Genomic DNA, 12,538 nt, shown 5'->3' with positions numbered 1-12,538 from the left:
GCGGTGGGCCGAATGATCCGGCTCGGCCGGAACCAGCCCGCGCCGCCGGCGTAGTGATGGTGGTGAAGATCGCGACCTATAATGTGAACGGGATCAACGGGCGGCTGGACGTGCTCCTGCGCTGGCTCGCGCTGGCCGAGCCCGACATCGTCTGTCTCCAAGAACTGAAGGCACCTGACGAGGGCTTTCCCGAACGGGCGATCCGCGATGCCGGCTACGAGGCGGCGTGGCACGGACAGAGCCGATGGAACGGGGTCGCGATCCTGTCGCGCGTCGGCGCGATCCACGAGACTCGGCGCGGACTGCCCGGCGACCCCGACGATATGCAGAGCCGCTATATCGAGGCTGCGGTCAACGGCGTGCTGGTCGCGGGGCTCTACCTGCCCAACGGCAATCCGCGTCCGGGGCCGAAGTTCGATTTCAAGCTGCGCTGGTTCGATCGGCTGCACGATCACCTGGCCGGACTTATCGGGCTCGATGCACCGGTGGTGGTCGCTGGCGACTTCAACGTGATGCCCACCGAACGTGACGTCTATGTGCCCGAGCGATGGCTCGACGACGCGTTGTTCGCGCCCGAAGTGCGCGCGGCCTATCGGCGCCTGATCGAGCAGGGATGGAGCGACGCCATCCGCCAGCTCCATCCCGACGAAACCATCTATACCTTCTGGAAATATTGGCGGCGCTCCTTCGAGCGCGACGCGGGCCTGCGCATCGACCATCTCCTGCTCAACCCGCCGGCCGCCGCGCGGCTGACGACGGCCGAGGTCGATCGCCGTCCGCGGGGTTGGGAGAAGACAAGCGACCATGCGCCGGTGTGGATAGAATTAGGGCCGAAGCGGGCGAAGGGCCGATAGGTCCGGTCGGCCCTTTCCCCGAGGGGCAGAGGCTGATATCGTTCGTGCTTCGTTCCTGAAGGTGGACCATGGCCCAGCGCGCCGGCAGTGCCGATCTCCCCTTGCATGGCGGCCGCGTTCCGCCATGGCTCGGCCAGCGCATGGCGCGCCTGGGCGCGGTGATGACGCAGGCGATCATCCACCATTATGGCCGCGACGAGTATCTCCGCCGGCTCGCCAATCCCTTCTGGTTCCAGTCGTTCGGTGCGGTCATGGGGATGGACTGGCATTCGTCCGGGATTACCACCAGCGTCATCGGCGCGCTCAAGCATGGGCTCAAGCCGCTGGCCGGCGAACTGGGGCTCCGTGTCTGCGGCGGCCGCGGCAGGCATAGCCGGCGGATTCCCGACGAACTGCTGGCCGCCGGGGATTTGGCAGGTTTCGACGGGGCGCCGCTGGCCCGCATCTCGAGGCTCGTCGCCAAGGTCGACAGCGCCGCGGTGCAGGACGGATTCGATCTTTACCTGCACGGCTTCATCGTCGCCGACGACGGGGCGTGGACGGTTGTCCAGCAGGGCATGAACGACGCCAGCCGCCGCGCGCGGCGCTACCACTGGCTGTCGGAGGGGCTCGAAAATTTCGTCGACGCGCCGCACGCCGCGATCGAGGGGCGGGGCGGGGGCGAGATCGTCAATCTCACCGACCGGCGGGCGCTGCCGTCGCGCGCCGCGCAACTCGACCTGCTCGGCACGATCGGCCCCGACGGGATCGCGCGCGAGATGGCGGCGTTGCGGCGCGGGACCGGCGAGGCGCCGATCGAGGCCGAGCCGCTATTGCCTCTGCTGATCCTGCCCGACCATCATGACGTCCGTTCCGGGGATGTCGTCATCCGCCGGTTGCACGGCGCGCTCGCCGCCGCTGCCGATGCGGGACCGAGGGATTTCGCCGAGCTGCTGATGATACCCGGGATCGGCGCGCGCACGGTCAGGTCGCTCGCGCTGGTGGCGGAGGTCATCCACGGCGCCCCTTGCCGTTTTTCGGACCCGGCCCGCTTTTCCTTCGCCCATGGCGGAAAGGACGGACACCCGTTTCCCGTGCCGATCAAGGTCTATGACAAGACGATCGGTATTCTGAAAGGCGCGGTGGAGGCGGCCAAGCTCGGCCAGGACGAGAAGATCGGCGCCATCCGGCGGCTGGATGCGCAAGCACGCGCTCTCGAAGCTACCGCCACCGGGCCGTCTTTCGAAGCCTTCATCGCCGAGGAGCGGCGACAGAGCCATGCTTATGGAGGCCGCTCCGTATTCGGCTGGGAAGCAGCTACGGCGACGAATGGCGAAATTGCCAGGAAGAGCGTTAGGGGCGGGTAACGCCGCGCCGCAGGGCGATGACGGCCGGGCGAGAGCCGGCCGTCGGTCGCGGATCGCTTATTCAGGCAGGCCGAAGTTCTTCGGCTTGCCGAAATCGACGGCGCCGCCCTGCGCGCCCATGCCGCCTGCGTGGCTGGCATCGGCATCGTCGACGGCTGTCGCCATCGCACGCCGACGACGGAGTTCCTGGCGCTGCTCGGCGGTGAGAGTCACGTCGTCGACGCCGTTCTCCGCGGGGCCGCCGGCGGCGGCTCCGGCTTGCGATGTGCGATTGGGGAGGTTGTCGTTGGCCATTGGTCTTCTCCTTCGCTGTCAGAACGAAGGGCCCGCGCCACCGTTCCTCCCAGGGCCGATATCCGCGGCATTCAATCGAAGACGGCCTTCGGTATGTGGGTGATCCGGCAGGCGAGGTCGGCCTCTCCCGATGCGACGACATAATGGTCGCCGGCGTCGGCGATGCCGGTGGTGAAGACGATGTCGCGAAGATACATCTGGTGCTCGATCGGGCGCGTGAGACCTGGATTGGCCTCGAGCAGCGGCCGATGGTCGGTTCGAATGATTTTCGCCGGATCAGCCGCATCCATGAGTGACCAATACGTCCGGTAGATGCCGACGATCTCCTTGGGCTCGACGCCGTGCCACAGGCTGAGCCAGCCCGCATCGGTCAGGATCGGTGGCGTCCCTCCACCGATGCGCGCGGTCGCGACGGTACCGGCGTGCGGGCGGATGCCGGGCTCGACATGCGGTCGCCAGTGGAGCGCGTCGTGCGAGGTCGCGAGGTTGATCGAAGGCCCTGCGCGCCATTCGCTGCCCGGCGGATAAGCGAAATAAAGGTCGCCCAGCGGACGGGTCTGGGCCCAGTACTGCCCGTCGATCAGCCCTTCGAAGATCAGCATGTCCTTGTTCTGGTGATCCAGCACAATGGCTGCGAAGGTCCAGTCGAGGCCGTCGTCTGAGGTGTAGAGCGTGGTCGAATGGCGCTCGGGGCTGACCGAACAGCTCGTCATCAGATAGCGGTCGCCGATCCTGCTGATCCGCGCATCCTCGACGCCGTAGCATTGAAAGCTGTATGCGGGGGCCACCGCCTTGTCATAATGGATCGCGACGACCTCGAGCCCGTCGGGGCGGAGCTCGACGGGGAGCAGCCAGGACAGCGACGTCAGCGCCATCACCTTCCAGCCGCCGCCTCTCAGCATGAACTTGCGGGGATCGGCGGTGTCGGCATGTTCGAGGGGCCAGGCATCGAGGACATAGCGTCCGGCGCCGTCCTCGTCGGTCCGGCGGATCGCATGGACGTGATTGTCCCGGATCGGATGGCGAAGCGCCTCGGCGACGCGCACCATCATCAGCAGATTGCCGTTGGCGAGCCGTGTCAGGCCGGGATTGAAGGCGCCCAAGACATAGGTCTCCGCGTCGAGATGGCCCGCGAGCGGCGATCGGCGCAGGTCGATGTCATCGGGGACCAGGACGAGCTTGTCGACCATGTGCGCGCTCATTCCGAGGCCTGCCTGCGCGGGGTGATGCTGAGTTGCTGAACCACCGCGCGGCGGGGCTGGGTCAGGAGATAATGGACTCCGACCGCTATGTCCTCGGCGCGCAGCATCGTTTCCTCATGGATCATCCGGCGCTGTTCTTCTGCCGGGATATCCGGATATTGCATGTCGGCGCCGGTCTTGCCCGGCTCGACGAGCGAGACCTTTATGCCCTTCGGCCCGAGCTCGCGGCGCAGCGCTTCGGCGAAACCGGCGATCCCCGCCTTGATCGCGGCGTAGACGGTCGAGCCGGGGCCGAGGACATGGGCCGACATCGATCCGATCAGGACGATATCGGCGGGACCGTCCTTGTCGGCGGACATCGCCTGCTCGGCCGCGTGAGCCGAGACCAGATAGGCGGTGAAATCGGTCGCGATCGCGTAGCGGACCTCCTCCTCGGTCATCTCCGAGAGGGCGCCGGCCGGGATGGCTGCGTTGATCACCGCTATGTCGAGCCCGCCGAGATAGGCCTTGGCCTCGTCGAAGAAGCGCTTGAGGTCGGCGGGTCTGGCGACATCGACGGCGATGCCCGCGCCGTCACCGACCTCGCGGATGCGTTCGAGCGCATCGGCGAGGTGATCCGGGTCGCGTCCGCAGATGAAGACGCGCACCCCCTCGCTCGCCAGCAGCACAGCGATGGCGCGACCGATCCCCGTGGTGCCGCCGGTCACGATCGCCTTGCGGCCGCTCAGTGGCGGTTCGTCGGTGTGGGCATCGGAAAGATCCTTCATCGGTCGTCCTTGATATCGGCGGAGGCCCAGTTGATCGTCACCCGCGCATTCGCCGGGACCGCATAGTCGATCCGGTCTGGGGTGATGTGCTTCGGGCGGACCGTCGAGCCGTCACCGAGGGACAGGCGGATCTTCGGCAGCTTGCGGCGGGGCAGGCGCACGACGCTGAGGGCCGCCTCGCAGCGATCGCCGCCGGCGAGTTGCGCGCTGAGGGCGCAGGCGCCGTGGCGCTCGCTCTCCAGCAGGAAATGGTCGCAGAACAAGCGGAAAGGAGCGCCGTCGACGCTGTGGAAGGAGCGCGTGGCGAACACGAAGGCGGCGCCGGCGCCGTAGATCTCCTGGCCGACCTGACCCGCCGGCTGTCCGTCATGGTAGAGGTCTTCGAGCGGAAAGGAGAGCTTGCGGTCGATATGGCCGTTGCGGTTCTCTTGGGCGAGGATCTCGGCGGGTATCGCGTCGGGATAGTAGAACCAGGCCCGGTGCAGGGCATATTTGCAATATTCGCAGATCAGCATCCGCGCCGCAGGGTCGAGATCGGGGCCGCTGTCCTTCAAATAGCGTTCGAACGCAGCGAAACTGTCGAAGCATTCGTAGATCGCCATATAGGGCGCGTCGTGCAGGCAGGTGGCGCCAAGGAAGTTGCTGTAATGCCGCGCATGCGCGATCTCCGATTCCCAGATCGCGCAATTGTGGAAGAAGCTGGCGAGATAGACGTAGCTCTGCCGCAGATAATAGCTCTCGTTGGTGATCCGCCACAGTCGCATGCAGGCCGAAGCCCCCCAGGCGGTCAGGTTGGCCTGATAGTTGAGCTCGAAGCGCATGTCCCTCGCGGCATCGATCGCGGCGCGCGCCTCGTGGAGGAAGCGTTCCTCGCTGGTCAGCTCATAGGCCTGCAGCATGACATAGGCATAGAGCCCACCGACGTCGGTCTGGCCAAGGCCGTCGTCGTTGCGCGCCGCGACGATGATGTCGAAATCGGTGACCTTGAACTGGATCGGCCAGGCGTAGCGGAAGTGCCGCGCCGCCTTGATCGCATAATCGAGCGAGCCCAGGAAGAAGTGGCGCGCCCTGACGTCTCCGTCGAGTGCCAGCCGCCCGAGGTTGAGGAGAGGGTGGTAGAGATACCAGCTGTCGACGGCATCCTTGTCCTTGTCCTTGCCGACATTGGGCAGGTAGCGGCGCATGGTGCCGAGGCCGGTGTCGTGGAACTTGACGAGGCCGGCGGCCAGTCTGGCCGCCAGGTCGATCGGGGTGCCCGTCCAGGCGGCATAGTCGCGAATGGAGGCGATCAGCGACATCTGGACCATGACGTCGGGATATTCGGCGGCGGTATAGGGGTGGACGTAGAGATGACCATAGTGGCGGATCGTCGCTTCCGGCGCCGTATCGAGGTCCTTCAGCGTTCGATCGGCGCGGGCGACCCAGTCGCGGAACTCGGTCGCGGGGCGGTCGGTCAGTCGATAGGCCGCGCCCGACATCTGCAGGAAGCGCAACGCCTGGTCCTGCTCGTCGCCGGCAGCATTTTCGTGTAAGATCAGGACCGCATCGGAGAGCGTTATCGTCCTGCCCGCCGGCAACGGATCGACCGGCGGGGTACCGCTCTGCGGCGGGGTAGGGGGGAGGTAGCCGATTTCCGGCCATTCCCCGCCGACCGCGCCGTCAGGAGTGGTCCGGGTGGCGCGGAAATAATCGTTGAGCGCGGTCAGATTCTGGAAATAGAGCACCGAACCGAAGGCGGGTGCATCGAGGTGGAAATAGATCAGTCCGCTGTTGAGCCCGCGTTGGGCTGCCTCGACCCGGCCCTCGGCCCGCAATGGATCGTCATTCGTCCCGATCGGGTAGAGATCGCGCGGGAGAAACGGGACTAGCAACGGCGCGGCCGGGGTCAGTTCGGTGCGGATCCGCAAGGTCGGAAGTTCGGCCGTGGCATCGCGGAAGCAGATCGTCTGGCGGCCGATCGCGCTGTCGACCTCGAGCCGCAGCGCGTCGCCCGGCGCGCGCCTGACGCGACGGAGTCGACGTGCCCCACCTGGGCAGGGCGCCGCGCGCACCGCGAGCCCGCCCGATCCCGCGCGGCGTATGATTGCCCAGATCGCGTTCCGGCCCTCGGACACGCTGACGTCGCATTGGGCCACGTCGAAGGAAGCAATCTCGCGCATGCCTTCGGCCAGTTCTGCGCGCAGCTCCAGTACCGACGCGCTGACGCCGCCGACCGATGGTTCGAGCCGGATCGTGGTGGCCAAGATCTACCTCTCTGCTGTGCGTTTCGTCGGGGAGGCCGCCGATGGAGCGTATCGTAGCAGCGCCGCGGCGCCGACGTCTGGCGTCGCGCGCGAAGGGTTCAGGGCCGGCTTTTCGCGCGGTCCGCCTCTGGGTAATCCTCGGGAGTCACCGTGCTCACCGCGGGTCGATCTTCGACATCTTCCTGCGGCTGCCCTCCGCGGGTTCGCGGATCGGGGTCCTGGGCGTTTGGCCTGGCGTCGCCGGCCGGGCCGCGACGTGGCATCTGATCGGTCTGTTTGGCGCCTGGTTCCAGGCCGTCGTCGGTGCTGGCTGGGGTATCGGACATCATTCGTCTCCTTCGCACGAAAAATGGGCCGTGGTGGCAAGAGTTCCCGGTCAGGGCTGCAGAGACCGCCCGTTCAGGCGAGCCATCATAGCTTCATTGCCTTGCGCCGCGGCGACCGAGAGAGCGCTGTTGCCCGCCACATCCCTGGCCTGCGGTTCGGCGCCTTTCGCCAGAAGCCGGTCGACGATCGCGCCATGGTCGAAGAGCGCAGCCATCATCAACGCGGTCTGGCCGGCATGGTTGGTCCGGTCGACCTCCGCGCCGCCTTCGAGCAACAACGCTGCGATCGCGTCATGGCCCTTGAAGGCGACTCCCATCAATGCCGTGTTGCCCCGGGCCGCATCCGCTGCATTCACATCGGCGCCCCTGGCGAGAAGCAGGGCGGTCGCCGCCTCCTGGCCGTTATAGCTGGCGAGGATGAGAGGTGTGTGGCCCCGGGGATCGCGCGCTTCGATGTCGGCGCCCGCGATCAGCAACGCCGGGAGGACGTCGATCCGGCCGAGCCGGGCGGCATCGAACAGCAGCTCCTGGATTCGCGCGGACGGCGGGAGCGGCGGAGCCGCCGCATCCCGGACGCGCTCCGTCTGCTCATTTGGCATCGAGGTCCACCTCCAACTCGCGCGGCCAGAAGCGCAGGGCGGCGATCGCGGCGACGAAGCCGTCGGCGTCCTTCGCCGTCGCCAGCGCAATGCAGGCATCGTCCAGCAGATCGGCGATGCCGGCCTTGACGAAGATCGGCTGGGCCGCTCGCGTCAGGCCGATATATTTGCAGTGGCCAAAGGCGTCGCGCACGAAATCCTGGGTCGCTGCATCTCCGGCAAGGAGCTGGGCACCCTCGTCAGAGACGACCACCGCCACCGCATCGAACAGCACCGATGGCCCGCCGTCGATCTTCTGCTTGGCGGGTACCCGCGTGCCATCCGACAAGGTGACGCCGCCGATCTTCGGGGCGATCACCTCATAGAGCGCTTCGGCCTTGCCGATCGCCTTGACCAGTCCGTTGAACAGGCCGGCATCGGCGCCGTCGCTCAGCAGGATGCCGAGCTTGCGGCCCTTGAAGCTGGCCGGACCGTTCTTGACGATGCTGAGCGCGTCGGATGGAGGCAGATCCATCACCGTCGGCCGCGCCGCTTGTGCCGGCGCGGGCAGGGGCGCGAGACCGAGGCCGTCGGCGACCGTGGCCGCGAGGTCGGCGTCGATGTTGAGCAGATGCGATACCATCCGCGCGCGAATGTCGGGGCGCTCGACCTTGCTCAATTCGAACACAAGTGCATCGCCGATATGCTTCCGTTCGATCGGCAGCTGGCTCGTCAAGAACTGGCGCGCCTGGCTGTAATGGTCGGCGAAGCTCTCCGGTCGCAGGCGCAGTTTCGGGCCTTCCTCGGTCGCGGCGAAGCTCTTGAAGCCGCGCCGAGGATCCTCGCGCGGACCCCCGATCTCGGCGCCCCAGCTGTTGGGTTCGTAGTTGGCGCGGCCCTTGGGGTTGGTCATCGCCATATGGCCGTCCTGCTGGAAATGCGCGACGGGGCATTTAGGCGCATTGATCGGAATATGGGTAAAGTTGGGGCCGCCCAGGCGCTTCAGCTGGGTATCGAGATAGGAGAAGTTGCGCCCCTGAAGCAGCGGGTCGTTGGTGAAATCGATCCCCGGCGGCACATTCTGGGTGCAGAAAGCGACCTGCTCGGTCTCCGCGAAGAAATTGTCGACGACGCGGTCGAGCACGAGCCGGCCGACGATGCGGACCGGCAGAACCTCCTCGGGGATGATCTTGGTCGGGTCGAGCACGTCGAAGTCGAAGCCGTCGGCGAAGGTCTGGTCGAACAGCTGGACGCCCAGCTCCCACTCCGGGAAATCACCGCCGTTGATGGCGTCCCACAGATCGCGGCGATGGAAGTCGGGATCGGCGCCGTTGATCTTGACCGCCTCGTTCCACAGCACCGACTGAAGGCCCTGCTTGGGTTTCCAGTGGAACTTCACGAAGGTCGAGGCGCCGTCGGCATCGAGCAGGCGGAAGGTGTGAACCCCGAAGCCCTCCATCGTCCGGAAGGAGCGCGGGATCGTCCGGTCCGACATGATCCACATGATCATGTGCATGCTTTCGGGGGTGAGGCTGACGAAGTCCCAGAAATTGTCGTGGGCGGTCTGCGCCTGCGGAAAGTTGCGATCGGGCTCGGGCTTGGCGGCATGGATCAGGTCGGGAAATTTGATCGCATCCTGGATGAAGAAGACCGGGATGTTGTTGCCGACGAGGTCCCAATTGCCCTCTTGGGTATAGAGTTTGACGGCGAACCCTCGGACGTCGCGGGCAAGGTCGAACGAGCCCTTCGAGCCGGCCACGGTCGAGAAGCGGACGAAGGCGGGCGTGCGTTCGCCGACGCGCTGGAAGATGTCGGCGCGGGTGACGTCGGCAAGGCTGTCGGTCAGCTCGAAGAAGCCGTGTGCACCGTAACCGCGTGCATGGACGACCCTTTCGGGGATGCGCTCATGGTCGAAGTGAAAGATTTTCTCTCGAAAATGTGCGTCTTCGAGCAGGGCCGGTCCGCGTGCGCCATATCGAAGGCTGTTCTGATCGTCGGCGACGGGTATCCCCTGCGCGCTCGTCAGGGTCGCCACGCCCTGCTCCGCGACCTGATGGGTTTCGCCGCCTTCGCCCTGCGGCTCGATGAAGCTCTCCGATAGTTCGGCGGAGGCGGGCTGCCGCGGTTGCTTCCCCGAGGCTTCGGGCTTGGTTTTGGGAGCGGTGGACTTGCGAGCCATCGGCGGGTTCCTTGCAGGGAAGAGGAAAATCCGCGTCCGTGAGGACGAAGATATGCATGCAGAACCCCTGCGACGGCTCTCGGTTGCGGCGGCATTGCCTAAACTAACACAGGGCATGACGATTTATCGCGGCGGCGGCCGATAAAGGGCCGATGATCGGTGCGCGGACCTTTCGGGCTGCTGCCGGGTTAGGGCTGGATGGCAGCCGTCTTATCCGAGGATTTGATTGTCGCGCCGATGGAGGCGAAGCTCGTCGATGCCCTGCCGACGGACGCCGGTTGGCAATATGAGCCCAAATGGGATGGCTTCCGGGCGATCGCCTATCGGGACGGCGACGATGTCGAGATCCTGTCCAAGTCGGGCAAGACGCTTGCGCGCTATTTTCCCGAACTGGTGGCGCTGCTGCTCGCAACCACCCACCGGCGCTACGTCGTCGACGGGGAGATCATCCTGCCCATCGGCGACGTGCTGTCATTCGATGCGCTCCAGCAGCGGCTGCATCCGGCGGCAAGCCGGATCGCCAGATTGTCGGTCGCGACCCCGGCCCAGTTGATGCTGTTCGATTGTCTCGCCCTCGACGGCAAGAGGCTCGCGGGCAAGCCACTGCGCGAGCGCCGGACCTTGCTCGAAGCCTTTCACGGGCGGGATGGATCCCCCAACCTGCTGCTGTCGCCGCGCACCGAAGACCTCGCGGTCGCCGGGGCCTGGCTGGCGGGCAGCGGCGGCGCGCTCGACGGGGTGATCGCGAAACGGCTCGATGAAGCGTATCGCGCGGGCGAGCGCGCCATGTTCAAGGTCAAGCAGCGTCGTTCGGCCGACTGCGTCGTCGCGGGCCTGCGTCGCCAGAAGGACGGGCCGGGCGTGGCCTCACTGCTGCTCGGGCTTTACGACGATGCCGGGAAGCTCAACCATGTCGGCTTCACCTCGGGGATCAAGGCCGCCGAGCGCGCCGCGCTCGGCGAGATCGTACGGCCGTATCTCGGCGGGGCGGGTTTCACCGGCAAGGCGCCGGGTGGACCTAGCCGCTGGAACGACGGACGGGAGAGCGCGTGGGAGCCACTCGCACCCGAGCTCGTCGTCGAAGTGCTGTACGACCAAGTCACCGGCGATCGTTTCCGCCACGGCACGCGTCTGCTGCGGTGGCGGCCCGACAAGTCCCCGGCCCAGTGCACGATGGATCAGCTGGTCCACGAGGTACGGCCCGCCGAACTGGCCGCGATCGGCTGAGATGGCGATCGCGGCACGAGCGCCGGGAGCGAATCCTACGGCGTGGCGAGGATTTCTCGACAAAGCTTCGGCTGATCGAGTGGTTAGCCGGTCGTGGCGGAGCCCTTGCCCGCCCGACGATACTCGGCGATCGCCTGGTCTATCGCGGCGCCGACAAGCGACGAGGTCGCATGATGGCTGCAACCGTCCAGAGCGATCTCGTCGACGATCGCCGATCGCGCGACTCCACTGATCTCACTCGCGCGCGCCGCGATGCGGTTGCGCAGCTGGATGTCGTCGGCGGTCATGGCGCGTCAACCGTCGCCTCGATCGCCCTGGCCGGGTTTGACCTTGGTCTTGGCATGATGACGGCCGTCCGCGCTGAGCGATTTGCCGACGTCGTCCGATTCCTTGAAGGTCCCGTCGTCATTGCGGCGCACATAGCGTTTGTCGGTGCCCGTATCGATGAGTTCGCGCTTGGACATGATCTCTCTCCTATGGTCTGCATCGCTGTCGGGCGGTGAACGCGCCATGGACTATCGGGTTTCGCCGCGCATATGGGCCACGGACACGCAGCCGCACGCCCGGGATACTGATGGGCATAAGGCTATTCTTCAGCCGCGAACCGGGGTGGCATGACGCGCAGGGAACAAGCACGGCCAAACGGCGTCTTGAACCGCGTGTCATCACCACAGGGAGCCTGTCGTGGCCGAAGAATCTACCGATGCGATTGCGGTTTTGAAAGCCGATTCCTGCCTCAATGCGAGGGCCGCCTGACATGAACCGGGCAGTCCGACATATCGGCCAGTTTCCAAACCGCGTTGGCGACCGATGACCGGCTTACCGCTCCTGACGGCGCCTGATTTCAAGGATCCCGCGGTCCTGCTGTCCGGGCCGGTCGACTATGACATGTACCGCGATTTTCGCGAGAAGCTTGAGAAGGCGCTTGCGGAGGTTCCTGCGACCGGGCGTGTTCATGTCGAGCTTTCGACACTCGGCGGCGATCCCGAAGTCGCCCGCATGATGGGAGAGGATATCCGCTTTCACAGCGATCTCGCGCCCGACCGACGATTCGTGTTTCTCGGCAAGGCCGCGATCTACTCAGCCGGCACGACCTTCATGAGCTTCTTTGCGATCGAAAACCGCTTCCTCACCCGCGGCACTCGTCTGATGGTTCATGAGCGCAAATTGTCGAAGACGCTGCAGATCGATGGACCGCTCACCACCTGCATCGCCAATGTCACGGCGACGCTTCACGAGATCGAAAGCTCGATCGAGATCCAGAATGAGGGATTTGAGAACCTCATTCGGGGCAGCCGGGTGACGATGGATCAGGTGCTCGAGAAGGCGCCGTCCAACTGGTATATCGAGGCGAACGAAGCGGTCGAACTCGGGCTGGTGACCGCGGTCATCTGACAGGAGGGGCGCGCGGCGGCCGGCGGTTCGGGAAGCAGTCTGTTCTTCGCGACCGACACCTCCGTAAGCCACGACCGTGGGCGGCGGAAAACCGGCTGAGCAGATTGTGGCGCAGTGCCGCTCGAAA

Annotated in this window: 13 protein-coding genes; 4 read left to right on the top strand and 9 right to left on the bottom strand. The window is 65.9% G+C overall.

The window, feature by feature from the left end:
- Positions 1-62 precede the first annotated feature (62 nt).
- On the top strand, positions 63-854 hold the full coding sequence (xth, locus tag ASE22_RS01825) for an exodeoxyribonuclease III (protein WP_056356212.1): 792 nt from the start codon (positions 63-65) through the stop codon (positions 852-854).
- Between the two features lie 68 nt (positions 855-922).
- The gene (locus tag ASE22_RS01820; RefSeq protein ID WP_056354139.1) at positions 923-2,200 is read left to right on the top strand and encodes a DUF763 domain-containing protein; all 1,278 of its coding nucleotides are present in this window, start codon (positions 923-925) and stop codon (positions 2,198-2,200) included.
- 57 nt (positions 2,201-2,257) lie between these two features.
- Here the strand turns inward: ASE22_RS01820 and ASE22_RS01815 are convergent, their stop codons facing one another.
- The 7 genes from ASE22_RS01815 to ASE22_RS01790 all read right to left on the bottom strand — a co-directional run bounded on the left by ASE22_RS01815 (position 2,258) and on the right by ASE22_RS01790 (position 9,789).
- Positions 2,258-2,494: a hypothetical protein gene (locus tag ASE22_RS01815; RefSeq protein WP_056354136.1), complete on the bottom strand. Its 237-nt coding sequence runs from the start codon at positions 2,492-2,494 to the stop codon at positions 2,258-2,260.
- A gap of 71 nt (positions 2,495-2,565) precedes the next feature.
- The gene (locus ASE22_RS01810; RefSeq protein ID WP_156397461.1) at positions 2,566-3,684 is read right to left on the bottom strand and encodes a glycosidase; all 1,119 of its coding nucleotides are present in this window, start codon (positions 3,682-3,684) and stop codon (positions 2,566-2,568) included.
- Between the two features lie 8 nt (positions 3,685-3,692).
- Positions 3,693-4,463, bottom strand: a complete 771-nt coding sequence (locus tag ASE22_RS01805) for an SDR family oxidoreductase (protein WP_056354130.1) — start codon at positions 4,461-4,463, stop codon at positions 3,693-3,695.
- Positions 4,460-6,706 carry a hypothetical protein gene (locus ASE22_RS01800; RefSeq protein ID WP_235536161.1) on the bottom strand — a complete coding sequence of 749 codons (2,247 nt, stop codon included), beginning with the start codon at positions 6,704-6,706 and terminating at the stop codon, positions 4,460-4,462. The genes ASE22_RS01805 and ASE22_RS01800 overlap by 4 nt, the downstream gene beginning before the upstream one ends.
- Before the next feature lie 98 nt (positions 6,707-6,804).
- The gene (locus ASE22_RS25985) at positions 6,805-7,035 is read right to left on the bottom strand and encodes a hypothetical protein (protein ID WP_082545776.1); all 231 of its coding nucleotides are present in this window, start codon (positions 7,033-7,035) and stop codon (positions 6,805-6,807) included.
- 47 nt (positions 7,036-7,082) lie between these two features.
- Complete coding sequence (locus tag ASE22_RS01795) at positions 7,083-7,631, bottom strand: ankyrin repeat domain-containing protein (RefSeq protein WP_082545775.1); 549 nt, start codon at positions 7,629-7,631, stop codon at positions 7,083-7,085.
- On the bottom strand, positions 7,621-9,789 hold the full coding sequence (locus tag ASE22_RS01790; RefSeq protein WP_082545774.1) for a catalase: 2,169 nt from the start codon (positions 9,787-9,789) through the stop codon (positions 7,621-7,623). The genes ASE22_RS01795 and ASE22_RS01790 overlap by 11 nt, the downstream gene beginning before the upstream one ends.
- 237 nt (positions 9,790-10,026) lie before the next feature.
- Here ASE22_RS01790 and ASE22_RS01785 point away from each other — a divergent pair, with 237 nt between their 5' ends.
- Positions 10,027-11,016 carry an ATP-dependent DNA ligase gene (locus tag ASE22_RS01785; RefSeq protein WP_235537504.1) on the top strand — a complete coding sequence of 330 codons (990 nt, stop codon included), beginning with the start codon at positions 10,027-10,029 and terminating at the stop codon, positions 11,014-11,016.
- Positions 11,017-11,099: 83 nt separating this feature from the next.
- Here the strand turns inward: ASE22_RS01785 and ASE22_RS01780 are convergent, their stop codons facing one another.
- Positions 11,100-11,303, bottom strand: coding sequence for a hypothetical protein (locus tag ASE22_RS01780; RefSeq protein WP_056354124.1), 204 nt, complete (start codon positions 11,301-11,303; stop codon positions 11,100-11,102).
- 6 nt (positions 11,304-11,309) lie between these two features.
- The gene (locus ASE22_RS27240) at positions 11,310-11,480 is read right to left on the bottom strand and encodes a hypothetical protein (RefSeq protein WP_156397459.1); all 171 of its coding nucleotides are present in this window, start codon (positions 11,478-11,480) and stop codon (positions 11,310-11,312) included.
- Between the two features lie 346 nt (positions 11,481-11,826).
- Between ASE22_RS27240 and ASE22_RS01775 the strand changes: the two genes are divergently transcribed.
- Positions 11,827-12,411 (top strand): ClpP family protease, encoded by a 585-nt coding sequence (locus ASE22_RS01775; RefSeq protein WP_056354121.1) that lies wholly within the window; start codon positions 11,827-11,829, stop codon positions 12,409-12,411.
- Positions 12,412-12,538: the final 127 nt, after the last annotated feature.

The organism is Sphingomonas sp. Root720, assembly GCF_001428605.1.
Lineage (GTDB): Bacteria > Pseudomonadota > Alphaproteobacteria > Sphingomonadales > Sphingomonadaceae > Rhizorhabdus.
This window is presented reverse-complemented; position numbering and strand designations above follow the sequence as displayed.